General features: G+C 73.5%; 21 protein-coding genes. 15 read left to right on the top strand and 6 right to left on the bottom strand.

Going from position 1 to position 24,531, the window contains the following annotated elements; genetic code table 11:
• The first annotated feature begins 46 nt into the window (after positions 1-46).
• On the top strand, positions 47-889 hold the full coding sequence (gene whiG, locus H300_RS0102420) for an RNA polymerase sigma factor WhiG (RefSeq protein WP_028426142.1): 843 nt from the start codon (positions 47-49) through the stop codon (positions 887-889).
• A gap of 282 nt (positions 890-1,171) precedes the next feature.
• Entirely contained in the window at positions 1,172-1,741 is a 570-nt protein-coding gene (locus tag H300_RS0102415) for a TetR/AcrR family transcriptional regulator (protein WP_028426141.1), read from the top strand.
• Here H300_RS0102415 and H300_RS32080 read toward each other — a convergent pair.
• A complete protein-coding gene (locus tag H300_RS32080) occupies positions 1,683-2,702 on the bottom strand; it encodes a M23 family metallopeptidase (protein ID WP_028426140.1) in 1,020 nt (339 codons plus the stop codon). The genes H300_RS0102415 and H300_RS32080 overlap by 59 nt on opposite strands.
• A 519-nt stretch (positions 2,703-3,221) precedes the next feature.
• Here H300_RS32080 and rpsB point away from each other — a divergent pair.
• The 9 genes from rpsB to H300_RS0102365 all read left to right on the top strand — a co-directional run bounded on the left by rpsB (position 3,222) and on the right by H300_RS0102365 (position 13,165).
• The gene (gene rpsB, locus H300_RS0102405; RefSeq protein WP_028426139.1) at positions 3,222-4,175 is read left to right on the top strand and encodes a 30S ribosomal protein S2; all 954 of its coding nucleotides are present in this window, start codon (positions 3,222-3,224) and stop codon (positions 4,173-4,175) included.
• Between the two features lie 129 nt (positions 4,176-4,304).
• Complete coding sequence (tsf, locus tag H300_RS0102400; protein ID WP_028426138.1) at positions 4,305-5,138, top strand: translation elongation factor Ts; 834 nt, start codon at positions 4,305-4,307, stop codon at positions 5,136-5,138.
• Positions 5,139-5,290: 152 nt separating this feature from the next.
• Complete coding sequence (gene pyrH / locus H300_RS0102395) at positions 5,291-6,040, top strand: UMP kinase (protein WP_028426137.1); 750 nt, start codon at positions 5,291-5,293, stop codon at positions 6,038-6,040.
• A 135-nt stretch (positions 6,041-6,175) separates the two neighbouring features.
• Positions 6,176-6,733 (top strand): ribosome recycling factor, encoded by a 558-nt coding sequence (gene frr, locus H300_RS0102390; protein WP_028426136.1) that lies wholly within the window; start codon positions 6,176-6,178, stop codon positions 6,731-6,733.
• 46 nt (positions 6,734-6,779) lie between these two features.
• Positions 6,780-7,856, top strand: a complete 1,077-nt coding sequence (locus H300_RS0102385; RefSeq protein WP_028426135.1) for a phosphatidate cytidylyltransferase — start codon at positions 6,780-6,782, stop codon at positions 7,854-7,856.
• 133 nt (positions 7,857-7,989) lie between these two features.
• The gene (rlmN, locus tag H300_RS0102380; RefSeq protein WP_028426134.1) at positions 7,990-9,096 is read left to right on the top strand and encodes a dual-specificity RNA methyltransferase RlmN; all 1,107 of its coding nucleotides are present in this window, start codon (positions 7,990-7,992) and stop codon (positions 9,094-9,096) included.
• A 219-nt stretch (positions 9,097-9,315) separates the two neighbouring features.
• Complete coding sequence (locus tag H300_RS0102375) at positions 9,316-10,392, top strand: thiamine ABC transporter substrate-binding protein (protein ID WP_028426133.1); 1,077 nt, start codon at positions 9,316-9,318, stop codon at positions 10,390-10,392.
• Between the two features lie 125 nt (positions 10,393-10,517).
• Positions 10,518-12,131 (top strand): ABC transporter permease, encoded by a 1,614-nt coding sequence (locus H300_RS0102370; protein ID WP_037978978.1) that lies wholly within the window; start codon positions 10,518-10,520, stop codon positions 12,129-12,131.
• A gap of 2 nt (positions 12,132-12,133) precedes the next feature.
• Positions 12,134-13,165 carry an ABC transporter ATP-binding protein gene (locus H300_RS0102365; RefSeq protein WP_028426131.1) on the top strand — a complete coding sequence of 344 codons (1,032 nt, stop codon included), beginning with the start codon at positions 12,134-12,136 and terminating at the stop codon, positions 13,163-13,165.
• Between the two features lie 44 nt (positions 13,166-13,209).
• Here H300_RS0102365 and H300_RS0102360 read toward each other — a convergent pair whose 3' ends face one another.
• Positions 13,210-14,367, bottom strand: a complete 1,158-nt coding sequence (locus H300_RS0102360; protein WP_028426130.1) for a hypothetical protein — start codon at positions 14,365-14,367, stop codon at positions 13,210-13,212.
• Positions 14,349-15,188, bottom strand: a complete 840-nt coding sequence (locus tag H300_RS0102355; protein WP_037978932.1) for an ATP-binding cassette domain-containing protein — start codon at positions 15,186-15,188, stop codon at positions 14,349-14,351. Before H300_RS0102355 ends, H300_RS0102360 begins: the two co-directional genes overlap by 19 nt.
• A 265-nt stretch (positions 15,189-15,453) precedes the next feature.
• Between H300_RS0102355 and H300_RS0102350 the strand changes: the two genes are divergently transcribed.
• The gene (locus H300_RS0102350) at positions 15,454-16,887 is read left to right on the top strand and encodes a gamma-aminobutyraldehyde dehydrogenase (RefSeq protein ID WP_028426128.1); all 1,434 of its coding nucleotides are present in this window, start codon (positions 15,454-15,456) and stop codon (positions 16,885-16,887) included.
• 81 nt (positions 16,888-16,968) lie between these two features.
• Here the strand turns inward: H300_RS0102350 and H300_RS0102345 are convergent, their stop codons facing one another.
• Entirely contained in the window at positions 16,969-18,003 is a 1,035-nt protein-coding gene (locus H300_RS0102345; RefSeq protein WP_028426127.1) for an adenosine deaminase, read from the bottom strand.
• 93 nt (positions 18,004-18,096) lie between these two features.
• Here H300_RS0102345 and H300_RS29080 point away from each other — a divergent pair, with 93 nt between their 5' ends.
• Together H300_RS29080 and H300_RS0102335 are read left to right on the top strand one after the other, a co-directional pair.
• Positions 18,097-18,750: a DUF4190 domain-containing protein gene (locus H300_RS29080; protein WP_158678307.1), complete on the top strand. Its 654-nt coding sequence runs from the start codon at positions 18,097-18,099 to the stop codon at positions 18,748-18,750.
• Between the two features lie 224 nt (positions 18,751-18,974).
• Positions 18,975-19,433 carry a hypothetical protein gene (locus H300_RS0102335; RefSeq protein WP_037978975.1) on the top strand — a complete coding sequence of 153 codons (459 nt, stop codon included), beginning with the start codon at positions 18,975-18,977 and terminating at the stop codon, positions 19,431-19,433.
• Here H300_RS0102335 and H300_RS0102330 read toward each other — a convergent pair.
• Positions 19,363-20,085, bottom strand: a complete 723-nt coding sequence (locus tag H300_RS0102330; protein ID WP_028426125.1) for a phosphatase PAP2 family protein — start codon at positions 20,083-20,085, stop codon at positions 19,363-19,365. The two genes, H300_RS0102335 and H300_RS0102330, sit on opposite strands and share 71 nt — an antisense overlap.
• Positions 20,086-20,424: 339 nt before the next feature.
• A complete protein-coding gene (gene gabT, locus H300_RS0102325; RefSeq protein ID WP_028426124.1) occupies positions 20,425-21,777 on the bottom strand; it encodes a 4-aminobutyrate--2-oxoglutarate transaminase in 1,353 nt (450 codons plus the stop codon).
• A 290-nt stretch (positions 21,778-22,067) separates the two neighbouring features.
• Between gabT and H300_RS0102320 the strand changes: the two genes are divergently transcribed.
• Positions 22,068-24,506, top strand: coding sequence for an ATP-binding protein (locus H300_RS0102320; RefSeq protein ID WP_486583478.1), 2,439 nt, complete (start codon positions 22,068-22,070; stop codon positions 24,504-24,506).
• The last annotated feature ends 25 nt before the right edge of the window (positions 24,507-24,531 follow it).

Raw genomic sequence — 24,531 nt, 5'->3', positions numbered from 1 at the left:
CTGCTGACTGATATACCGACCACGGCAGAACGGTTCTAGGTGACGAATGCCCCACCACACGTCCGGGTCTCCCTGCACGGCCACCGCGGTTCCGCCGCAGGCCGCCGCGGCCGAACGCACCGCTGCCCCGGCATCGCTGGACGAGATGTGGCGGTCGTACAAGGACACGGGTGACGACCGGCTGAGGGAACAGCTGATCCTGCACTACTCGCCGCTGGTCAAGTACGTCGCCGGGCGGGTCAGCGTGGGCCTGCCTCCGAACCTCGACCAGTCGGACTTCGTGTCCTCCGGGGTCTTCGGTCTGATCGACGCCATCGAGAAGTTCGACGTGGACCGGTCGATCAAGTTCGAGACCTACGCGATCACCCGGATCCGCGGAGCCATGATCGATGAACTGCGCGCACTCGACTGGATCCCCAGATCGGTGCGCCAGAAGTCGCGAGCCGTCGAGCGTGCCTACACCACGCTGGAGGCCTCGCTGCGCCGCACGCCCTCCGAGGCTGAGGTGGCCGGCGAGATGGGCATCCGGCTGGAGGAGCTGCGCGGGGTGTTCAGCCAGCTCTCGCTGGCGAACGTGGTGGCCTTGGAGGAACTGCTGCACGCGGGCGGTGAGAGCGGCGACCGGCTGAGCCTGATGGACACTCTGGAGGACACCGCCGCCGACAATCCGGTGGAGATCGCCGAGGACCGCGAGCTGCGCAGACTCCTCGCCCGTGCGGTGAACACCCTGCCGAAGAGGGAGAAGACGGTGGTGACGCTCTACTACTACGAGGGGCTGACGCTCGCCGAGATCGGGGAGGTGCTCGGCGTCACCGAGAGCCGGGTCAGCCAGATCCACACGAAATCCGTGCTCCAGCTCAGGGCGAAGCTCGCGGAGCTCGGCCGCTGAATCGTCCCTGCCGCGGACACCGCGCAGAATCCGCTCATGCGTGGTCCGCGCGTCGCGCGCCGACCGCGCGCCCCGCCCAGCCTCCTGCCGACCTGCCCCTGGGCTGCCCGGACCGCCCGGCGCGGAGACCGGCCCCGAGGCCGCTGCCGTGCCGCCCCTGCCCGGCCGCCCGGTCTCGTGGCCCACCGGGCGCCGAAGAGAGACAGGAGGGCGGCCGCGGCCCTGACGCTGCTTCGGCTCAGGCTCTATGGTGGGTTGGTGCCCAGGATTCGAGCGGCCTCCGTGGCCGAGCACCGGACCATGCAACGCGGCGCCCTGCTCGACGCCGCCCGATCGCTGCTGTCCGAGGGGGGAACCGAGGCGCTGACCTTCCCGGCCCTGGCCCAGCGGACCGGGCTGGCCCGCTCCTCCGTCTACGAGTACTTCCGGTCGCGTGCCGCGGTCGTCGAGGAGCTCTGTGCGGTGGACTTCCCGGTCTGGGCCGCCGAGGTTGAGTCGGCCATGGTGGCCGCCCCCGACCCGGAGGCCAGGATCGAGGCCTATGTGCGTCGGCAGCTCGCCCTGGTCGGCGACCGGCGGCACCGCGCGGTGGTGGCCATCTCGGCAGGTGAGCTGGACCAGAACGCCCGCGAGAAGATCCGCGCGGCGCACGGCGGACTGATCGCGATGACGGTCCAGGCGCTGGAGGACCTCGGCCACGAGCAGCCGCGTCTGGCGGCCATGCTCCTACAGGGCGTGGTCGATGCGGCCGTGCGGCGGGTCGAGCTCGGAGCGGCCGAGGAGCCCGAGTGCATCACCCGGGCCGCGGTCGACATGGCCCTCGGCGGCGTCCGCGGTCGCGGACCACGCTGAGCGGGACGCCCCTCTTCGCGCCACCCGCGCCACCCGCGCCCCTCGAACCCTCCGCGCCACCCGAGCCCTCCGCGACGGCCGAGGACCGCCCCCGGCCACGCCCGCCTGCCTGCCGCCCCGCGGACCGTCGCCCACCGACCTCCGTGACCTGCCGGACCGGTACCGGCCCCGGTCCGGCGGTGTGCCGCCCGGGCCCGAAGGGCTGGACGGCTCGCGCTCTGTTTGCGCCGCACACCCGCCGGAGGCGCCGGTGCGCCCACAGGGCCGCCGCGGCCAGGGCGAACGCCGCGGCCGTACTCCGCGGCCCCGCCCTCGGAGCCGCCGTAGCCGCCGTTCTCCGCACGGTCGGGGGACGGGTCGCACCGGGCGGGACCTTCCTCCCGTTCACCACCGATGCGCGCGTGGGGCGGTGCCCGGCTGCGCCCTCCCCGGGAGTGACGGTCCAGGCCGTCGCCTGCGTCGCCGGTACTCCGCCCGGGTGCGTGCCCGGCACCGAACTCCCGCCCGGCACCGGGACACCGTGCACGGGCAGCAGCACCGGTCGCCCGCCGCGCAGGAGCGCCATCGGGTCGAGGTACTCCGCGCCGCGCCGCAGCCCCCAGTGCAGGCAGGCCGCCGGGGCGCAGTGCGAGGGCGTACCGGACGTGACTGCCACCTTCGCCCCGGCGGCAACCCGCTCCCCGACGGGGACGGTCGGGCGCACCGGTTCGTAGCTCACCCGCAGAGGCGGGTCCCCGCTGCCGTCGAGTGCGATCACCAGGACGCCCCGGCCGGCCACCGGCCCGGCGAACACCACGCGCCCGGCCCCGACGGAGCGCACCGGCTGCCCGGCGGGGGCCGGCAGGTCGACGCCCCGATGCCCGGCACCCCACGGCGCGGCCGGCGGGTCGAAGTTCCGTACCGGTTCCCGATCCGGCACGGGCCACGCGAGCAGCAGTGCTGCCAGGAGTGAGAGCCACATGGGCACAGCGTGGACCGGACTGTCGGGTCCCGCGGAAGAGGACCGGAAACAGTGGACAACACGACCGTTGTGGACAACTTCGTCACTCCGGATGGCCGCGCCCGAGCCCGGCCCCGGCCACCCCCGGCCCCGGCCACCCCCGGCCACCCCCGGCCCCACCTCCTCGGCGCTCCGCCGCCGGCGCCCGGGCACCCGCCGCGCCCCCGCCGGAGGGGGACGGCGCCCGCCCGTCCGCCGTCCGCCGTGCCCGCTCCCGCGTACCGTGCGGCCCCCGGCACGAGGGTTCCCGGACCGGCCTCGCGGGTGTCGCGAGCTGCTTCGCGGGTCCCGTACACTTCACAAGGCGACCCGGGTCACCGGGTCGACTTCGCACGCCCCGCCTCCTTCACCGGAAGGCCGCGCAACTCGGTCCCGCGATCCGCACCCGTTCGGGTGATCCGCGGGCACCACGCGTAGGGGCGTCAGGAGCCGAGGCCGTCCGGCCGACGCTGACAACCGAGTACACCGAGGAGAACGGCCATGGCCGTCGTCACGATGCGGGAGCTGCTGGAGAGCGGCGTCCACTTCGGGCACCAGACCCGTCGCTGGAACCCGAAGATGAAGCGCTTCATCTTCACCGAGCGCAATGGCATCTACATCATCGACCTGCTCCAGTCGCTGTCGTACATCGACCGCGCCTACGAGTTCGTCAAGGAGACCGTCGCCCACGGCGGCTCCGTCATGTTCGTCGGCACCAAGAAGCAGGCCCAGGAGGCCATCGCCGAGCAGGCCACCCGCGTGGGCATGCCCTACGTGAACCAGCGCTGGCTGGGCGGCATGCTGACCAACTTCTCCACCGTGCACAAGCGGCTCCAGCGCCTCAAGGAGCTCGAGCAGATCGACTTCGACGATGTGGCCGCCTCCGGCCTCACCAAGAAGGAGCTGCTCGTCCTCTCCCGCGAGAAGGCGAAGCTGGAGAAGACCCTGGGCGGTATCCGCGACATGCAGAAGGTGCCCAGCGCCGTCTGGATCGTGGACACCAAGAAGGAGCACATCGCCGTCGGTGAGGCGCGCAAGCTCCACATCCCGGTGGTCGCCATCCTGGACACGAACTGCGACCCGGACGAGGTCGACTACAAGATCCCGGGCAACGACGACGCGATCCGCTCCGTCACCCTGCTCACCCGTGTGATCGCCGACGGCGTCGCCGAGGGCCTCATCGCCCGCTCCGGTGCCGCCGAGGCGAAGGGTGGCGAAAAGGTCACCGAGCCGCTGCCGGAGTGGGAGCGCGAGCTGCTGGAGCGCAAGGCCGAGGAGGCGGACACTGCCGCCACCGCGACCGACACCCCGGCTGAGCCCGCCGAGGTCGCCGCGGCGGCCCAGGACGCCGAGGCCGTCGAGGCCGAGGCCGTGGCGCCGGCCGAGCCCGGCAAGGTCGCCGAGGCCGGAGCACCGGCCGCGGCCCCCACGGAGGCGCCGGCCGAGCAGGCCTGACGCACCGGAAAACGTCTGAAGGGCGCGACGGCGGGGGCGCGGGGCCACGAGCACCGGCCCCCGTCGTCGCGCCCGCACAATCCGCTCCGATCGACTCAACCTCATCTACTTGAGAGAGACTCACCGACCATGGCGAACTACACCGCCGCTGACGTCAAGAAGCTCCGCGAGCTGACCGGCGCCGGCATGATGGACTGCAAGAAGGCGCTGGACGAGGCCGAGGGCAGTGTCGACAAGGCCGTCGAGGTCCTGCGCGTCAAGGGCCAGAAGGGCGTGGCCAAGCGCGAGTCCCGCACCGCCTCCAACGGCGCCGTCACCTCGCTGATCAGCGAGGACGGCGCCTCCGGCGTGCTGGTCGAGCTGAAGTGCGAGACCGACTTCGTCGCCAAGGGCGACAAGTTCCAGGCCGCCGCCGACGCGATCGCCCAGCACATCGCCGCCACCTCCCCGGCCGACACCGAGGCGCTGCTCGCCTCGGAGATCGACGGCCGGACGGTCCAGGCCTTCGTGGACGAGAAGAACGCCGAGCTCGGCGAGAAGATCGTGCTGGACCGCTTCGCCCAGTTCTCCGGCGGCTTCGTCGCCTCCTACCTGCACCGCACCATGCCCGACCTGCCGCCGCAGGTCGGTGTGCTGGTCGAGCTGGACAAGGCCGACGCCCACACCGCCAAGGACATCGCGCAGCACATCGCTGCGTTCGCGCCGACGTACCTGTCCCGCGAGGACGTCCCGGCCGAGACCGTGGAGAACGAGCGCCGCGTCGCCGAGGCCACCGCGAAGGAGGAGGGCAAGCCCGAGGCGGCCCTCCCCAAGATCGTCGAGGGCCGGGTGAACGGCTTCTTCAAGGAGAACTGCCTCCTGGACCAGGCGTTCGCCAAGGACAACAAGAAGACCGTCCTGAAGGTGCTGGACGAGGCCGGGGTCACGATGAAGCGCTTCGCCCGTTTCCGCGTCGGCGCCTGAGCCGCACCCGTACGCCGTGACGTCCGCGGCGATCCGGGCCCGGCCCCGATAAGGTCGGTCACACGGCAGCTTAATCGAGGAGGCCATTGCCATGAGGAACCGAGAGGATCCGATGGCAGTGGCCTCCTTCGCATGTGCACGAGGAGATCTTCATGAGCAGCAAGGACACCGAACAAGACGCCCCCCGCCGTTTTCTGCTGAAGCTCTCCGGTGAAGCGTTCTCCGGCGGCGGCGGACTCGGGGTCGACCCGGACGTGGTGCACAAGATCGCCCGGGAGATCGCGTCGGTGACCGGGGACGGGGCCGAGGTCGCCGTGGTCATCGGCGGTGGCAACTTCTTCCGGGGTGCCGAGCTCCAGCAGCGCGGCATGGACCGGTCACGTTCCGACTACATGGGCATGTTGGGCACGGTGATGAACTGCCTGGCGCTCCAGGACTTCCTGGAGAAGGAGGGCATCGACTCCCGGGTGCAGACGGCGATCACCATGGGGCAGGTGGCCGAGCCGTACATTCCGCTGCGCGCCATCCGGCACCTGGAGAAGGGACGGGTCGTCATCTTCGGCGCCGGGATGGGCATGCCGTACTTCTCCACCGACACCACGGCGGCCCAGCGGGCCCTGGAGATCCACGCCGAGGCGATGCTGCTCGGCAAGAACGGTGTGGACGGCGTCTACGACGCCGATCCCGCCAAGAACCCGGACGCGGCGAAGTTCGACGCGCTCTCCTACGACGAGGTCATTACCCGCGACCTCAAGGTCGCCGACATGACGGCGATCACCCTGTGCCGTGACAACAAGCTCCCGATCCTGGTCTTCGAGCTGCTCGCCGAGGGCAATATCGCGCGGGCCGTGAAGGGTGAGAAGATCGGCACGCTCGTCGGCAGCCGGCAGTCCCGCGGCTGACGGTCGCGGGCGGCACCCCGGCGGCACGTCCGTACCCGGCAAGCCTGCGGTACGGAAATGGACAAGAGCCTGCCGGTCCGACACCGTGCAGGAAACAATGGCTTTCCCGCTCATTCATCGAACCAGGAGCACGTGGTGATCGAAGAGACCCTCCTCGAAGCCGAGGAGAAGATGGAGAAGGCGGTCGTCGTCGCCAAGGAGGACTTCGCCGCGATCCGCACCGGTCGTGCGCACCCGGCGATGTTCAACAAGATCGTGGCCGACTACTACGGGGCGCCGACGCCGATCAACCAGCTGGCGTCGTTCTCGGTGCCGGAGCCGCGGATGGCCGTGGTGACCCCGTTCGACAAGAGCGCCCTGCGCAACATCGAGCAGGCGATCCGGGACTCCGACCTGGGCGTCAACCCGTCCAACGACGGCGTCCTCATCCGGGTCGTGTTCCCGGAGCTCACCGGAGAGCGCCGCAAGGAGTTCATCAAGGTCGCGAAGGCCAAGAGCGAGGACGCCCGGATCTCGATCCGCAGCGTCCGCCGCAAGGCGAAGGAGACCATCGACAAGGCCGTCAAGGACGGGGAGATCGGTGAGGACGAGGGTCGCCGCGGGGAGAAGGACCTCGACGACACCACCGCGAAGTACGTGGCGCAGGTCGACGAGCTGCTGAAGCACAAGGAAGCAGAGCTGCTGGAGGTCTGAGAAGCCGACGGGAGCACACAGGGTCACAGGTAAGGGCTGCGAATCAGTGAACGACTCATCCTGGGGTGCGACCCCGAGCGCCGGATACTGGGGTCCCCCGGATCGGGGGCCGGCGTCGTCGGCGGGTCCCGCGCACGCCGCGGGTGATACGGCGCAGACTCGGCCCATGCCCATCGTGCCCGACGACGACGGCTTTCGCGACGAGCGCGAGGGCCCGACGCCAGGCTCCGGCCGGCAGGACGCCGGTGCGCGTGCTCCCGGGGCCGGAGCCCCCGCCCCGACGCCCGCTTCCGCCCCGGGGGGCAGGAAGCGGGCGGGACGCGACCTCCGCGCCGCGATTGGGGTGGCTCTGGGCCTCGGCGCGGTCATCATCGCCTCGCTCTTCCTGGTCAAGGAGGCGTTCGTCGGTGTCCTCGTGGTCGCCGTGGTGGTCGGGCTCTGGGAGCTGACCACTCGGCTGGCAGACCGCAAGGGCATCCGTGCGCCGCTGGTCCCGCTCGCCGTGGGCGGCGCGGGGATGGTGATCGCCGGGTATCTCCGGGGCGCGGAGGGCGCCTGGACGGTGATGGCGCTCACCTCGCTCGCGGTTCTCGTCTGGCGGATGACGGAACCACCGGAGGACTACCTCCGCGACGTCACCGCGGGTGTCTTCGCCGCCTTCTACGTGCCCTTCCTCGCCACCTTCGTCGCCCTGATGCTGGCGGCGGACGACGGCGCGTGGCGGGTGGTCGTCTTCCTGGTCCTGACGGTCGTCAGCGACACTGGGGCCTACGCCGTCGGTTGGCGGTTCGGCCGCCGCAAGCTCGCGCCGCGCATCAGCCCGGGGAAGACCCGGGAGGGTTTGCTCGGCGCGGTGGTCTCCGCGATGGCGGCGGGCGTGCTGTGCATGGAGCTGCTGATCGACGGCGGAAGCTGGTGGCAGGGCCTGGTGCTCGGCCTCGCCGTGGCCGTCAGCGCGACCCTCGGCGACCTCGGCGAGTCCATGATCAAGCGGGACCTGGGCATCAAGGACATGGGCTCGCTGCTGCCGGGGCACGGCGGTCTCATGGACCGGCTGGACTCGCTGCTGCCCACCGCGCCCGTCGTCTGGCTGCTCCTGGTCCTCTTCGTCGGCGCCGGCTGACCCGGGCCCGGCACGTGAGCGGGTCTCCGTCCGAGCATCCCGCCCGCCCCGGACGGGCTGCACGGGCTCCACCCGGCCCCCGCCCTCCCGGCGGGATCGGGCACGGTTCCCCGTCTGCCACACTGGACGGACCATGCCTGTACCCGGAGAACTCACATTCGTCGCGCCGCGCGGGGCCAAGAAGCCGCCGCGGCACCTTGCCGACCTCAGCCCCGCCGAGCGCCGTGAGGCGGTGGCGGCGATCGGGGAGAAGCCGTTCCGCGCGAAGCAGCTCTCGCAGCACTACTTCGCCCGCTACGCCCAGGACCCGGAGCAGTGGACGGACATCCCCGCGGCCTCCCGGCAGCGGCTGGCGGACGCGATGCTGCCGGAGCTGATGAAGGTCGTCCGGCACATCTCGTGCGACGAGGACACCACCCGCAAGACGCTGTGGCGGCTGCACGACGGCACCCTCGTCGAGTCGGTGCTGATGCGGTACCCGGACCGGGTGACCATGTGTATCTCCTCGCAGGCCGGGTGCGGGATGAACTGCCCGTTCTGCGCCACCGGCCAGGCCGGCCTGGACCGCAATCTGACCACGGCCGAGATCGTCCACCAGATCGTGGACGGGATGCGGGCGCTGCGCGACGGGGAGGTTCCGGGCGGGCCGGCGCGCCTGTCGAACATCGTGTTCATGGGCATGGGCGAGCCGCTGGCGAACTACAAGCGGGTCCTCGGCGCGATCCGCCGTCTGACCGACCCGGAGCCGGACGGGCTGGGCCTTTCCCAGCGCGGGATCACCGTTTCGACGGTCGGTCTCGTCCCGGCGATGCTCCGGCTGGCGGACGAGGGCCTCAAGTGCCGACTCGCGGTCTCGCTGCACGCACCAGACGACGAACTGCGTGACACCCTCGTCCCGGTCAACACCAGGTGGAGGGTCCGCGAGGTGCTGGACGCCGCGTGGGAGTACGCGGAACGGTCCGGCCGGCGGGTGTCGATCGAGTACGCGCTGATCAAGGACATCAACGACCAGGCCTGGCGCGCCGACCTGCTGGGCCGGCTGCTCAAGGGCAAGCGGGTGCACGTGAACCTGATCCCGCTGAACCCCACGCCGGGTTCGAAGTGGACGGCCTCGCGGCCGGAGGACGAGCGGGAGTTCGTCCGGATGCTCCAGTTCCACGGGGTGCCCGTCACCGTCCGGGACACCCGGGGCCAGGAGATCGACGGCGCCTGCGGCCAGTTGGCCGCAACCGAGCGCTGACCGGAGGCGGTGACCGGCCGGGGGCGGCCCCCGGCTGGTATCGTTCGAACGGATAACCGCATACGTTCCACATCTCGTCCGACAGGGGAGCGCACGCAGCGCTGAGAGTGCAGCACCGTCCGGCTGCAGACCCTCGAACCTCGCCCAGGTCATGCTGGGTAGGAAGTTCGGTACCTCTCGTGTGCTGCTTTCGTGCGCCCGTATCCGAAAGCAGCTCCGATGAAGCGCACCTCACCCACCCTCGCCGCCACCGTGCTCGCCGCCCTGCTGCTCGGCGCCTGCGGGGGGTCGGACGGCTCGGACGCGTCCGGGAAACCGGAGTCCGACACCGTCACCCTGGTCACCCACAACTCCTTCGCCGCGTCCGAGGACGTGCTGGAGCAGTTCACCGAGGAGACCGGCTACCGGGTGGAGGTCCTGCGCGGCGGGGACGCGGGCGCGACGGTCAACCAGGCGATCCTCAGCAAGGGCAACCCGCAGGGCGACCTGCTCTTCGGCATCGACAACACGATGCTGTCCAAGGCGCTCGACGAGGAACTCTTCACCGAGTACCGGGCCGACGGCGTGGACGCGGTGCCCGAGGACCTCCGGCTCGACGACGAGGGCCGGGTCACCCCGATCGACACCGGTGACGTCTGCGTGAACTACGACCGGGCGTACTTCGAGGAACGGGACGTCGAGCCGCCGCAGACGCTGGACGACCTCACCGACCCCGCGTACGAGGACCTGCTGGTCGTCGAGAACGCCGCCACCTCCTCGCCCGGTCTCGCGTTCCTGCTGGCCACCGTCGGCGAGTTCGGCGAGGACGGCTGGCAGGACTACTGGAAGCGGCTCAAGGACAACGGCGTGGCGATGGTCGACGGCTGGGAGCAGGCCTACGACGGCCGGTTCACGGGTTCGGCGTCCGGGGGGAAGAGCGGCGACCGGCCGCTCGTCGTCTCCTACGCCTCCAGCCCGCCCGCCGAGGTGGTGTACGGCGAGGACCAGGAGCCCGCGCAGGCGCCGACCGGGGTCTCCACCGGGACCTGCTTCCGGCAGATCGAGTTCGCCGGGCTGCTCGACGGCGCCGCCAACGCCGAGGGCGGCAGGGCGCTGCTGGACTTCATGATCGGCAGGACGTTCCAGGAGGACATGCCGCTCAACATGTTCGTCAACCCCGTGCTTCCCGACGCCGAGCTGCCCGAGGTGTTCACCGAGTACGGGGAGCAGATCGACGATCCGCACCGCGTCGCACCGGAGCGGATCGCGCAGAACCGGGAGCAGTGGGTCAAGCAGTGGTCCGCGCTGCTGAAGTGAACCCCGGGGCGGAGACGGTCCTCCCGGGAGGCGCCGGGAGCGGAGCGCCGCGCGGGCGGCGATGGTGGCTTACCGAGGGGCGGCCCGCCGCGGTCCGGCGGTCCGCCGCCGTGCGGGCCGCGCTCATGACGCTGCCGCTCCTCTTCTTCGGGCTGTTCTTCGGCTATCCGGTCGCCGCCATCGTCTCCCGAGGGTTGTACGCCGACGGGCGCTGGCAGTTCGCCGGGGCCGCGGAGGTACTGACGGCCCCGGAGACCGGCCAGGTGCTGTGGTTCACGCTCTGGCAGGCGGCGGCGTCCACCCTGCTGACCCTGGCGGTGGCGCTGCCCGGCGCCTACGTCTTCGCGCGTTTCGACTTCCCCGGCAAGCACCTGATGCGCGCGGTGGTCACCGTGCCGTTCGTGCTGCCGACCGTGGTGGTGGGATCGGCCTTCCTCGGCCTGCTCGGCCGCGGCGGCCTGCTGGACGAGACCTGGGGCGTCCGGCTGGACGACGGGGTGTGGGCGATCCTGCTTGCCCACGTGTTCTTCAACTACGCCGTGGTGGTGCGCACCGTGGGCGGCCTGTGGGCGCAGCTCGGCCCGGGGCAGGAGGAGGCCGCGCGGGTGCTGGGAGCGGGGCGGCTGACGGCCTGGCGGCGGATCACCCTGCCCGCCCTCGCGCCCGCGGTCGCCGCCGCCGCCCTGATGGTCTTCCTCTTCACCTTCACCTCCTTCGGCGTCGTGCAGATCCTCGGCGGGGCGCGCTACGCCACGCTGGAGGTGGAGATCTACCGGCAGACCGCCCAGTTCCTCGACCTGCCGACCGCCGCCGTCCTGACCCTGCTCCAGTTCGCCGCGGTGCTCGGGCTGCTCGCGGTGCACGCCTGGACGGTGCGCCGGCGGGAGAGCACGCTGCGGCTGCTCGGCGGGCAGGCACGTCCGCCGCGGCCCCGGGGCCGCGGCCAGTGGGCGCTGCTCTGGTCGCAGCTGCTGGTGATCGCGTTGCTGCTGGTGCTCCCGCTCGCGGTGCTGGTGGAACGCTCGCTGGCCGGTCCCGACGGCTACGGCACGGTGTTCTACCGCGCCCTCCAGTCGCCGCCCGGGATCGACAGCACCTTCGTCGTCGCCCCGGTGACCGCGATCGGCAACTCCCTCGGCTACGCAGCCGTGGCGACCGTGATCGCACTGCTGGTCGGGGGCCTGGCTGCCGCCGCCCTCACCCGGCGCGGCGGAAGGCTGGTGCGCGGTTTCGACGCGCTGCTGATGCTGCCGCTGGGCACCTCGGCCGTCACGGTGGGCTTCGGTTTCCTCGTCGCGCTGGACGAGCCGCCGCTGGACCTGCGCTCGTCCTGGATCCTGGTGCCGCTGGCCCAGGCGCTTGTCGGCGTGCCCTTCGTGGTGCGGACGATGCTGCCGGTGCTGCGTGCGGTCGACGACCGGTTGCGGGAAGCGGCGGCGGTGCTGGGCGCCTCGCCGCTGCGGGCCTGGCGGGAGGTGGACCTGCCGCTGGTGCGGCGGGCGCTGCTGGTCGCGGCGGGCTTCGCCTTCGCCGTTTCGCTCGGCGAGTTCGGCGCGACGGTGTTCATCGCCCGCCCGGACACCCCGACGCTGCCGATCGCGGTGGAGCGCCTGCTCGGGCGGGCGGGAGAGCTGAACTACGGGCAGGCCATGGCGCTCAGCACGGTGCTGATGCTGGTGTGCGCGGTGACCCTGCTGGCCCTGGAACGGGTGCGCACCGACCGATCGGGAGAGTTCTGACCATGGCGTCCCTGGAACTGGAAGGCGTCACCGTGCGCTTCGGGAGGCGAACGGCGCTCGACGCGGTGGATCTGGCGGTCTCCGCCCGGCAGATCGTCTGCGTACTGGGACCGAGCGGCAGCGGCAAGTCCACGCTGCTGCGGGTGGTCGCCGGCCTCCAACGGGCGGACGCGGGCCGGGTGCTGCTCGACGGCCGGGACCAGGCGCACGTGCCCGTGCACCGCCGCGGGCTGGGGTTGATGTTCCAGGACCACCAGCTCTTCCCGCAGCGCGACGTCGGCGGCAACGTCGGCTTCGGCCTGCGCATGCGCGGGACGGGACGGGAGCAGCGGGCCGAGCGGGTGGCCCGGTTGCTGGACCTGGTGGGCCTGCCCGGGGCCGAGCGTCGGGCGGTCTCCGCCCTCTCCGGTGGCGAGCAGCAGCGGGTGGCGCTGGCCAGGGCGCTCGCCCCGGAGCCGGCGCTGCTGATGCTGGACGAGCCGCTCGGGCAGCTCGACCGCCATCTGCGGGAGCGGCTGGTGGTGGAACTGCGCGGACTCTTCGAGCGGTTGGGCACCACAGTGCTGGCGGTCACCCACGACCAGGGCGAGGCCTTCGCGCTGGCGGACCGGGTGGTGGTGATGCGGGACGGCGCGATCGCCCAGACCGGCAGCCCGCTGGAGGTCTGGCAGCGGCCCGCCTCGGAGTTCGTGGCCCGGTTCCTCGGGTTCGACAACGTGGTGCCGGCGGTGGTGCGGGGTGCGGTGGCCGAGTCGCCCTGGGGCCCGGTACCGGTGCCCGAGGGCACGGCCGACGGGGACTGCCGCCTGCTGGTGCGGCCGGCCGGGGTGCGTCTCACGGGCGGGGCGGGCGCCCTGCGCTGCACCGTGCGGACCCGCACGTTCCGCGGTGACCGGGTGGCGCTGGTGCTGGAACCCGTGTCGGGTCCGCCGCTGGAGGCGACCTGCCCGCTGCACACCGCCCCGGACCCGGGGGCGGAGGTGGGGGTGGCGTTCGATCCGGCGGAGGTGGTCCGGCTGCCCGGCGCGGACTGACGCCGTGCCGGGCAGCCGCGTGCCGGGCCGGGTGGGGCGTGCGGTCAGGCGGTGGCCAGGGGCAGCGCGGCGAGCTGGGCAAGGGCCCAGGTCAGCGGGCCGAGCACCGCGGCCAGCGCGGTGAGGCGCAGTGCCACGGAGCCGCGTCGCAGGGATCCCGGCGCCCCCAGCCGCCGCAGCAGGAGGTCGGCCGGGGCGCGTGCCGCGCGGGCGTCGGCGGCGGTGCCGAGCACGGCGGCGCTCGTGCAGACGAGGACCACGAGGCCGCCCAGGACAGTGAGCGGACCGAGGGCCTCGGTGCTGCCGTAGACGTGGAACGCGCAGACGGCGCCGGCCGCCACCGCGCAGAGCACGCCGAGCGGGCGGCCCAGGCGAGGAGCCTCCTCCTGAAGCGCCCGGCCGCCGAGCAGCCGGGCCGCTCCCGGCCGGCCCGCGGCCAGCAGCCTGCCAGCGAAGTGCATCAGGGCGGGACCCGCCAGCGTCAGCCCGAGGCCGACCAGGATCCAGCCCGCCGCGATGCCCGCAGGCAGGCCCTCGGCCGCTCCGGGAAGCGGCATCTGTGCCGCTTCCCGGCCGCTGAACGCCTCCAGTGCCAAGCCGAAGGCGATGAGCGCGGCCCCCCAGGGCAGCCCGTGCGAGGGATGCGTCCCGGACGGGCGCGACGGTTCGCCGGGCGCGGACCCGGGCTGCGGGGGACGCGGACGGAGCGCCACCGCGCTCGCCGCGGACGCGGCCACCGGCAGCACCAGCAGCAGGGTCAGTGCGGCGGGCACGGGCATCTCGCGGTCGGCGGCCACGAGTTCGTTCGCGGCGCCGTCGAAGGGGAGTCCGGTGAGATCGCCCCGCAGGTGGAGGTGGACGAGCAGGGCCAGCGCGCTGCCGAGCAGACAGGCGACCGCCGTGGAGACCGCAGCGAGCGCCGGAAGGCTGGGCGAGTCGGCGCCGGCGGCGTCCAACGCGGACCGCGCACCCGGGTCCGGGTGGGAGCGTGCCACGGTGACGGCGTAGTGCACCACCGCGGCCAGTGGGACCAGGCACCACAGGAGGCGCACGGCCGAGGCGCCGGCGCGGTCGGGGTACTGCAGGGCGTGGCTGAGGGCGGCGAGCAGCAGGAAACCGACACAGCCCGCGGCGGCCGCGAGCAGCAGGCGCCGGAACAGGGCCTTCGGCCGCGAACCGCGGATCAGGCGGAGAGCGAGCACGCGGCACGGTCCTTGGAGTCGTCGGTGCCGTTGCCGCCTCCGGGCGCGTCGGCCTGTGCGGTGCCCTCCGCTACCTCGGGGCCCGCGCCGCCCTGGTGCGGCGGGGCGGCCGGGGTGAGCAGGCCGTCGGCGAGTCGGTAGTCGCGGTCCGCGGACACCGTGCCGGCCTGTTCGGTACCGGCTCCGGCGCCGGGCTCGGGCCCGGTGAGCAGCACCGCGATGCCGTGCGAGCGGGCCGCGCTGGTCAGGGTGCGCAGCACCTGGGTGCGGTCCGCGCGGTGCAGCGGCGCGGCCGGTTCGTCGGCGAGGACCACGGCCGGGGCGTGCACCAGGGAGCGGGCGACGGCGACGCGCTGGCGGGTGGCGATGTCCAGGGCGCGGGGCCGGTGCCGGGCGCAGTCGGCGATGTCGAGGCGTTCGAGCCACTCGTACGCGGCGCGCTTGGCGGTGCGGTGCCGTACCCCTGCCAGCAGCAGCGGCAGGGCGGCGTTCTCCCACGCCGTCAGCTCGGGGAGGAGCTCGGGTCTGCTGCCGACCCAGCCGAAGCGGTCCCGGCGCAGGCGCTCCCGGTCGCGTCCCGGCAGTGCTGCCAGGACGCGACCCTCGCACGCCACCTCTCCGCTCTCCGCGGGCAGCCGGCCGGACAGGCAGGCCAGCAGGGTGCTCTTGCCACTGCCGCGGGGTCCGGTGACGGTGACGAGCTCGCCGGCTCCGACGCGGAGGGCCACGTCCCGCAGGGCGGGCGAGCCGTCGTACGAATACTGCAGTCCATGTGCCCGCAGCACGTCGTCGTTCTCGGGCGGGGCCACTTCGGCGGACACTGCTCACCTCCGGCTCGTGCCTCTCCCGTCGGGGTGAACGAGCGGCGGGAGTACTGGTCAGTGCACGGTACGCACGGCGGTCGGCCGACGGGGGGACCGGCCGGGCGGCGCGGCGCAGGTTGCTCCCTTCGGGTGGCGCTCCGCCGCCCGCCGTCCTTGCCGCTCCCCGCCGCTCCCGCCGCCGTCCCGCAGCCCGGGGCATCCGCGGAGCGGGCGGTTAGGGTGGGTGTCTCACCCATCGGACAACGGAGCAGGAGGGCGCCAAGTGACCACCGAGCTGCGTCGGCTGCGCAACTACATCGACGGCGAGTTCCGGGACGCCGCGGACGGGCGGACCACGGAGGTGGTCGACCCGACGACCGGCGAGACCTACGCCCGGGCGGCACTGTCCGGACCGACGGACGTCGACGCCGCCATGGCCGCCGCCGCGGCCGCCTTCCCGGCCTGGCGTGACGCCACTCCGGCGACCCGCCAGCTGGCTGTCCTGAAGATCGCCGACGCGCTGGAGAAGCACGCCGACGAACTCCTGGCCGTCGAGTGCAAGGACACCGGCAAGCCGCTGGAGCTGACCCGGCAGGAGGAACTGCCGATGATGCTCGACCAGATCCGCTTCTTCGCCGGTGCCGCCCGGATGCTGGAGGGGAAGTCGGCCGGCGAGTACATGGAGGGACTGACCTCCTTCGTACGCCGCGAACCGGTCGGGGTCTGCGCCCAGGTGGCGCCCTGGAACTACCCGATGATGATGGCGGTCTGGAAGTTCGCCCCGGCTCTCGCGGCGGGCAACACCGTCGTGCTCAAGCCCTCCGACACGACCCCCGCCTCGACGGTGCACATGGCGGAGCTGATGGGGCAGATCCTGCCCAAGGGGGTCTTCAACGTGGTCTGCGGCGACCGCGACACGGGTCGGCTGATGGTCGAGCACTCCACGCCGGCGATGGCGTCGATCACCGGCTCGGTACGGGCGGGCACCGAGGTCGCCACCGCCGCTGCCAAGGACGTCAAGCGCGTCCACCTGGAGCTGGGCGGCAAGGCGCCGGTGCTCGTCTTCGGGGACGCCGACCTCACCGCGGCGGCGGAGGGCATCAAGGACGCCGGGTTCTTCAACGCCGGGCAGGACTGCACCGCGGCCACCCGGGTGCTGGTCGACGAGCGGGTCCACGACGAGTTCGTCGCCGCACTGGCGAAGGCCGCCTCCCAGGTGCGCACGGGCGATCCGAGCGACGAGGACTGCGCCTACGGCCCGCTGAACAGTGCCGCGCACCTGGAGAGGGTCCAGGGCTTCATCGACCGGCTGCCCGCGCACGCCAAGGTGGAGACCGGCGGCGAACGGGTCGGGGAGAAGGGCTACTTCTTCGCTCCCACCGTGGTCTCCTGCCTCCGGCAGGACGACGAGATCATCCAGAACGAGGTCTTCGGCCCCGTCATCACGGTGCAGCGCTTCTCCGGCGAGGCCCAGGCCGTCGAGCGGGCGAACGACATCGACTACGCGCTGGCCTCCTCGGTGTGGACCAAGGACCACGCCCGGGCGATGCGGCTCTCCAAGGCGCTGGACTTCGGCTGCGTGTGGATCAACACCCACATCCCGCTCGTCGCGGAGATGCCGCACGGCGGCTTCAAGCGCTCGGGATACGGGAAGGACCTCTCCGCCTACGGCTTCGAGGACTACACCCGGGTGAAGCACGTGATGACGGCGCTCTGAGCCGGCTCCCCCGGCCGGGCCCGCGGGCCCGGCCGGGGGAGCGGCCGGTCCGGTCGTCACCGGGCCGGCCGCCGGGCGGGTTCAGGGCGACTGCCAGGCCGCCAGGTGCGCCGCGATCTCCGCGTTCAGCTCGGCCTTCTTCGCCTCCGGCATGAAGGAGGCCTCCACGGCGTTGCCGGCGAGGGTGGCCACGCCGGCGGCGTCCAGTTCCAGCAGACGTGCGGCGATCGCGTACTCGGTGTTCAGGTCGGTGCCGAACATCGGCGGGTCGTCGCTGTTGATCGTGACGGGGACCCCGGCCTCCACCAAGCGCCGCAGCGGGTGCTCGTCCAGGGTACGGACGGCCCGGGTGGCGATGTTCGAGGTCGGGCACACCTCCAGCGGGATGCGCTGCTCCGCGAGGTGGCGGAGCAGTTCCGTATCCTGCGCCGCGCTGATGCCGTGCCCGATGCGCTCGGCGCGCAGCGCGGTGAGGGCGTCCCGGACGGTCTCCGGACCGGTCGTCTCCCCCGCGTGCGGCACGCTGTGCAGCCCTTCGGCGAGCGCCCGGTCGAAGTACGGCTTGAACTGCGGCCGCGGGACCCCGATCTCCGGTCCGCCGAGTCCGAACGAGACGAGCCCCTCCGGGCGCAACGTGCAGGCGATCCGGGCGGTCTCCTCGGCCGCGGCCAGCCCGGCCTCGCCGGGGATGTCGAAGCACCAGCGCAGTGTGACGCCCAGTTCCGACTCGGCGGCCCGGCGGGCGTCCTCGATGGCCTCGACGAACGCGACGTCTGGGATGCCGCGGCTGGTCGAGCTGTACGGCGTGACGGTCAGCTCCGCGTAGCGGATGTTCTGCCCCGCCATCTCCCGGGCGACCTCGTAGGTGAGCAGCCGTACGTCCTCGGCGTCCGTGATCAGGTCCACCACGGACAGGTAGACCTCGATGAAGTGGCCGAAGTCCTGGAAGGTGAAGTACTCCGCGAGCGTGTCGGGGTCCGCGGGGACCCGGCTCGCGGGATGGCGGGCGGCGAGTTCGGCGACGATCCGCGGCGACGCGGAACCGACGTGGTGGACGTGCAGTTCGGCCTTCGGCAGGCCGGCGATGAATTCGGTGAGATCGGGAAGCGCGGACAACGGGGACCTCCGGTAGCGGGTGCCTCGCCATGGTATGCGGGCGCCTCGATCGCCCGCATACCATGCCGGGGAGCAACGATCATGGAGGGGTACATGTCAGAGCAACACCCGCGTCCGGAGGGGGCGGAGCCGAAGGGCCCGCCCGGACCGGGAGTGCCGCCCGTGCCGCCCGCTCCCGCCGACGTGCCCGGCCCGACACCGATGCCCTCCCCGTACCCCGGCCCACCCACGGGCCCGTACGCGCGGGGCGGCCCGTACACCACGGGCGGCCCGTACGCCGGGCCCGCTCCGTATCCGCACGGGCCGCACCCGCACCTCCCGCACCTCCCGCACCCCCCGTACGTGTCGCCCTACGGCGCCGGAGCTCCGCACGCCGGTCCGGTGCCGCCTGCGTACGGCTGGCGGCCGTACCCGCCGCCCCCGACCACCAGCCGGATCTGCACGACCGCGATGGTCCTCGGCGTCGTCGCGACGGTCCTCACCCTCACCGGGTGGGGTGCGCTCCTGGGCATCCTCATCGGTCCGGTCGCCCTCGGGACGGGTCTGACGGCACGCCGCCGGGTGGCCCGAGGCGAGGCCCACGGGGGGAGTTCGGCCACCGTCGGTTTCGTGCTGGGCATCATCGCGACCGTCGTCTCCGCCGTTCTCGTCGCGCTGCTGATCACGGTGATCGTGCACGAGACGGGGGAGGACCGCGACGGCCCGGCCCGGGTGGGGTACGACTACAACGCCCGCCCGGCGCTGTAGTCGTACCCCACCCGGGCCGGGCTGCCCCCGGTGTCCGCCCCGCCCCGCGCGTCACCGTCCGGCGCGTGCGCCCCGGGCCCCGCGCCGGGGCGCGTGGGAGCGGGGCGGAGAAAACCACCCGGGAGTGGCGTAAGGACGTCGGGCCACCCGCCTCTCCTCCCGTGACCGAACAGTCGCGACGCGCGGGCGGCCTCGACCGGGCCGCCCTCCAGGAGGCAATGACCATGAGCGGCAACGCGGGGGCCGAACGAGCGGTGGACTGGCTGGCCTCGGGGACGGAGGATCCGGCGGCCTGCCGCCGGGAGTGGGAGCAGAGCCCGCTCGGCGTGGCCCTGCTGCCCGCCGGACGGCTGTGGGACGTGCTCATCCTCACCGGTGAACTCGGCTACCCCACGCTGGACGTGCTCACCTGCTGCCTGGAACGGCCGGGCCCGGTGCTCGCCGACTTCGGGGAGTCCCGGATCGGGTTCCTCGTACCGCCCGGCACCGCCTCCCGCTGGTTGGGCACCGGAGTGCGCGGCGCCGGCCGCGGCACCTGGGTCGTGGTGCCCTCCCCGGGGCGGCGGACGGGCGGTGTGCGCTGGCTGATCCCGCCCGACGGCTCGGGCACGCTCACCGATCCGGCCGTACTGGAGATGGCGATGCACGAGGCCGCCGCCCGGCTCGCCGGGGAGGACGGCTGAGCAGGGCCACGGCCGCCGCCAGCAGCGCCCCTGCCAGGCACCAACTCGCCACCACGTCCAGCGGCCAGTGGTGACCGCACCGGACGAGTCCCGCACCGGTGGCGGTGACCAGCAGCACCGAGGTGGACCTCAGCGCCCACCGCACGGGCCGCCGGTACCGGCCGCGGGCGTACGGCAGCAGCAGGTGGGCGGCGGCGCCGTAGGCGAGGACCGCGGTGGCGGCGTGTCCGGAGGGGTAGTACCCGCCGCCCCCGAAGGGACCGGGACGGTCCACCAGCGCCTTGCAGAGCAGTACCGGGAGCGGGAGTGCCGCCGTCGCCGCACCGAGCACCAGGACCGGGCGCCACCGGCCGGTGCGCAGCACTCCGAGCACGGCCGCCGCGGCCAGGACCGGCAGTGCCACCCCCAGGCCGCCGAGGTCCGCGAGGAGTTCCGCCACCCCGCCCGCGGCGCCCGCGGGCTGCCGCCACCGGGCGGAGAGGCTCTCGTCGAGTTCCCGCAGCCGGCCGCCGGCCACGATCTGCCGGGTGAGTACCGCGAAGAGGAGGAGCAGCGCGCATACCGCGCCCGCTCTCGCACGGGCCGGGGCGCGGAGGACCGGCCGTCCGGGGCCAGGGGGGACGGCTCCCGGACGGCCGGCGGCACCGGTCACCGCACGTCCCGGGGGGTGTGGGACGGACGGCGCCCCGATCGCCGGGGAGCGCGCGCGAGAACCCGGCCCCTCCGGCGGGCCGCCGTCGCGGGCCGGCCGCCCCGCGTGTGCGGGCGAGCGGTGGCGGTGCGGGACTCCCGGTGCATTCGTCCGCACCCTACGCGGCGTCGGGAGGCGCGCGGGGGGCTGCTCACGGCACACCCATGCCCCCCGCACAGCACCTTCACCCGCGGAACCCCCGCCCCTGGAACGCGGCGGGCCGGACCGGAGGGCGCGGTGCCGGGTGCCGCTCGGGCCGGCCCTCGCACGTCGCGGGCCGGCCCTCGTGCGTCGCGGCGGTCACGCCTGTTCGGCGAGCGCGTTCTCCAGCACGTCCAGGCCCTCGTTGAGCAGGTCCTCGCCGATCACCAGCGGCGGCAGGAAGCGCATCACGTTGCCGTAGGTCCCGGTGGTCAGCACCAGCAGGCCCGCCCGGTGGCATGCCGCGGCCAGTGCGGCGGTTCGCTCGGGGGCCGGGTCCTTCGTGCCGGGCTCGACCAGTTCGATGGCGAGCATCGCCCCCCGCCCGCGGACGTCGCCGATGAGCCCGTACTGCTCGGCGAGCTTCTCCAGCCGCGGCTTCATCAGCTCCTCGATGCGCCGGGCCCGGGCGCAGAGGTCCAGCTCGCGCATGGTCTCGATCGCACCCAGCGCCGCCGCGCAGGCCACCGGGTTGCCGCCGTACGTGCCGCCGAGGCCCCCGGAGTGCGCCGCGTCCATCATCTCGGCGCGGCCGGTCACCGCGGCCAGCGGCAGGCCGCCGGCGATGCCCTTCGCGGTGGTGATGAGGTCCGGCACCAGGTCCTCGTCCTCGCAGGCGAACCACTGCCCGGTCCGGCAGAACCCGGACTGGATCTCGTCGGCGACGAAGACGATGCCGTTGTCGCGGGCGAACTCGGCGATCCTGGGCAGGAAGCCCTTGGCGGGCTCGATGAAGCCGCCCTCGCCCAGCACCGGCTCGATCACGATCGCCGCGACGTTCTCCGCGCCGACCTGCTTGCCGATCTGGTCGATCGCCTGGGCCGCGGCCTCCTCCGCGCAGTTCTCCGGGCCGGTCAGCCAGCGGTAGGGGTAGGCCACCGGCACCCGGTAGATCTCCGGGGCGAACGGGCCGAAGCCGTGCTTGTACGGCATGTTCTTGGAGGTGAGGGCCATCGTCAGGTTGGTGCGGCCGTGGTAGCCGTGGTCGAAGACCACCACGGCCTGCCGCTTGGTGTACGTCCGGGCGATCTTGACGGCGTTCTCCACCGCCTCCGCACCGGAGTTGAACAGTGCCGACTTCTTGGCGTGGTCGCCCGGAGTGAGCCTCGCCAGCTCCTCGGCCACCTCCACGTACCCCTCGTAGGGCGCCACCATGAAGCAGGTGTGGGTGAATTCCGAGAGCTGCGCCGAGGCCCGACGGACCACGGCCTCCGCGCTGTTGCCGACGCTGGTCACGGCGATCCCCGAGCCGAAGTCGATCAGGGCGTTGCCGTCCACGTCCTCCAGGATCCCGCCGCCGGCCCGCTTGGCGTAGACGGGCAGGACGTTGCCCACCCCGTCGGCCACCGCGGCCTGCTTCCTGGCGTGCAGCTCCTGCGACGCGGGGCCCGGGATCGCGGTGACGAGGCGCCGCTCCTGGGGGAGGCCGGGGCCTCCGGACATGGCAGACATCGGGGTCGTAGAGGTCATCGCGCTCTCCTCGGGAGGAAACGGGGGTGTGCTCGCTCCTCGCAGGCTAGGGGCAGCCAAGGGGGTGGGACATGCACCGGTGCGGAGAAGTGGCCGTGTCGTGTTGGCCGCGGCGGACAAGCGACCGTCCGCGGGCGGCGGCGCCGTCCCCCGCCGGTCAGTCGGCCCGCCCCGGACGCGCGCCAACTGACCGGCGGGGGGACTAGATTGAACCCGCCACGCGGTGGAATGCACAGGTTGGACAGTGTTCGGGCAGGGAGCAGGGGCGGCGGATGAGCGCGCACGAGGACTGGCGGAGCAAGCAGGCGGCGGTGCCGAGGCAGACCACCGCCCCGGTGCCGCCGATGCCCGGGGAGCCGCCGACCGCGGCGGCTCCGCTGGTGGCCTGGCTGCGGGAGCCGCGTCCCGAGGCGCCTCCCGGCATCTGGCGGCAGGGGCACCGGCCCAAGCCGGACGAGCCGCCGGAGGAGGTACCCGAGCGGCAGCTCCTCGGCGGTGCCGCGCTGACGTTCGCCGTCGCGCTGCTGGTCTGGTCGCTGGTCATGAACGGCTACCTGCCGTTCATGGGCTGGATCTACGCCGTGCTGCCCCCCGCCTGGTACAGCGGGGACTCCCGGTTCGTCGTCACGGTGGTCAACTACGGCGTCTACGCCGTACTGCTGGTCCCGCTACTGTGGATCGCGGGCCATTTCGGGCGCTGGCGCCGGGTCTGGGACCGGCACGCCCCGGAGGGCGCCCGGCGCCGGCTGTGGGCGGCCACCGGCTGGTCGGCCCCGCTGCGGGCCCACCGCCGGGCACTCGCCGCGCTGTTGGGGGCCGCGCTGGTGTGGGGGCTGTGCTTCAGCGAGGGCGGCTGGCGGTTCTGGCTCGACCCGCTCCTGTGGGTCACCCCGGAGAGCTGGCGCACCCCGGTCGAGACCGGCGGCTACGTCGCCGCGTACAACACCTACTACGTGCTGTTCACCGCGGTCCTGCTGCTGGCCGCGGCCCGGATCGGTCGCTGGCGGCAGGTGCTGCGGCGCGGACCGGGGCCGCAGCAGCCCGCCGCGCAGGAGTGGACGCCGATGCCCGAGCGGCCGGCCGAGCGCCTCGACGAGTGGCCGGAGCTGCGGGCCGCCGGCGAGACCGCCGCTGCGGACCGGCTGACCGCGGCGGTCCGCTCGGGGGCTGCGGGCGACCTGGACTACGTCCGCATCGAGGGGGTGTGGCGCACCGTGCGCTCGCACCCGGCGGGCGTGCGCCGGTTCGCGGGTGTCGCGCTCGACGAGGGTCCGGCCGCCTTCACCCACCCCTCCGGGGCCCGGGACCTCTCGGTGCGCACGGCACCGCACGACCTGCTCACCGGGCAGGTCCGTGTCGGCCTCGCGCTGGACGATCCGCGCAACCCCTACCGGCACCGCGGGTGCCGGCTTGCGCTCGACCCCGAAACCCTGGGCACCTCGCTGCTGGCCGTCGGCCCGCCGGGCTGCGGCAAGACGGCCCGGATCGTCCGCCCCGCCGTGGAGGCCCTCTGCCTGCGCGCGCTGGCCGGGCAGGCCGCCGTGGTCGCGGTGGGGGCGGCCGGCGCCGGTCTCGGCGCCGACGACGCCTTCGACGTGGTGATCCGGCTCGGTGACCCGCGTTCGCGGCACGACCTCGACCTGTACGGCGGCACCACCGACCCGGACGAAGCGGCGGTCCTGCTCGCCGAGGCGCTGCTCGGCGCGGAGGCGGGCAGCGCGAGCGACCCCCGGGCCGCGGCCACCGCCCTCGCGCAGCTCCTCGGCCCGCACCGGGCGGCGTACGGACGGTTCCCCTCCGTACGGGAGCTGCGCGAGCTGCTGGACGGCTCACCGGTGGCGCTGGCCGGGTTGCGGGAAGCGCTGGACACCGCGGGGGAGTTCGGACAGCAGCGCGAACTGACGGTGCGGGAGCGGCAGTCGGCCCGCCCCGGGGACATCGGGGGGCTGCTCGCCGACCGGCTGTCGTTGCTCACCCGGCCCGCCTTCGCCGACTTCTTCGGCGGTGCGGCCGAGACCGGTCACCGCGCCGGGGCCGGGAGCGGCCCCGGCGGCGACGGCCGCACCGGGCCGCGCCCGTTCTCGCTGCGCGATCTCGCGCACCCGCTCCGGGTGCGGATCGACCTCCCCGCCCGGGGGCACGCGGAGGCCTGCCGCGTCCTCACCCGGCTGGTGCTGGCGCAGTTCGCCGCGGCCGCCGTCGGACGGGAGGACCGCTCGCTGTTCACCTGCCTCGTCCTCGACGACGCCTCGCACGCGGTCACCGCCGAAGCGGTGCGCGGGCTGCGGCAGTTGCGCTCGGTCAACGCCGGCGCCGTGCTCACCCTGCGCAGTCTCGACGACGTGCCCGAGCGGTTGCGCAGCCCGCTGCTCGGCACCGTGGGCTGCAAGGTCGTCTTCTCCGGCGTGACCACCTGGGACGGCGAGGTGTTCGCCCGGGCCTGGGGCGAGGACTGGGTGGAGACCGAGGACGTCACGCGGAACCCGGACCACTCCGGTGGCGGCCTCAAGCGGGTCCTGCGGGGGGTGCGCACCCTGTTCACCGGCGTGCGGGCGACCACCGAGTCGGTCACCGTGCGGACGGTGCAGCGGGCCAGGTGGTCTTCCTCGGAGCTCGCGCACAAGGTGCCGCCGGGCCACGCGGTGTTCTCGGTCACCTCCGTCCGCGGCCGGTCCGGGCCCCCGGTGCTCGCCCGGCTCGGTGAGCAGTAGCGGCCGGTGGTCCGCAGGGCGGCGG

Source organism: Streptomyces sp. TAA040 (assembly GCF_000424845.1).
Note: the sequence above shows the minus strand (reverse complement) of the source record. Positions and strands in the feature narration are given on the sequence as shown.

Excerpts from the sequence above, each read along its gene's own strand:
- H300_RS0102375 (WP_028426133.1), top strand. The coding sequence starts at position 9,316 with ATGAAGCGCACCTCACCCACCCTCGCCGCCACCGTGCTCGCCGCCCTG.
- whiG (WP_028426142.1), top strand. The coding sequence starts at position 47 with ATGCCCCACCACACGTCCGGGTCTCCCTGCACGGCCACCGCGGTTCCG.
- H300_RS0102320 (WP_486583478.1), top strand. The coding sequence starts at position 22,068 with ATGAGCGCGCACGAGGACTGGCGGAGCAAGCAGGCGGCGGTGCCGAGG.
- gabT (WP_028426124.1), bottom strand. The coding sequence starts at position 21,777 with ATGTCTGCCATGTCCGGAGGCCCCGGCCTCCCCCAGGAGCGGCGCCTC.
- rlmN (WP_028426134.1), top strand. The coding sequence starts at position 7,990 with ATGCCTGTACCCGGAGAACTCACATTCGTCGCGCCGCGCGGGGCCAAG.
- rpsB (WP_028426139.1), top strand. The coding sequence starts at position 3,222 with ATGGCCGTCGTCACGATGCGGGAGCTGCTGGAGAGCGGCGTCCACTTC.
- H300_RS0102335 (WP_037978975.1), top strand. The coding sequence starts at position 18,975 with ATGAGCGGCAACGCGGGGGCCGAACGAGCGGTGGACTGGCTGGCCTCG.
- H300_RS29080 (WP_158678307.1), top strand. The coding sequence starts at position 18,097 with ATGTCAGAGCAACACCCGCGTCCGGAGGGGGCGGAGCCGAAGGGCCCG.
- H300_RS0102365 (WP_028426131.1), top strand. The coding sequence starts at position 12,134 with ATGGCGTCCCTGGAACTGGAAGGCGTCACCGTGCGCTTCGGGAGGCGA.
- H300_RS0102370 (WP_037978978.1), top strand. The coding sequence starts at position 10,518 with ATGACGCTGCCGCTCCTCTTCTTCGGGCTGTTCTTCGGCTATCCGGTC.
- H300_RS32080 (WP_028426140.1), bottom strand. The coding sequence starts at position 2,702 with ATGTGGCTCTCACTCCTGGCAGCACTGCTGCTCGCGTGGCCCGTGCCG.
- pyrH (WP_028426137.1), top strand. The coding sequence starts at position 5,291 with ATGAGCAGCAAGGACACCGAACAAGACGCCCCCCGCCGTTTTCTGCTG.
- tsf (WP_028426138.1), top strand. The coding sequence starts at position 4,305 with ATGGCGAACTACACCGCCGCTGACGTCAAGAAGCTCCGCGAGCTGACC.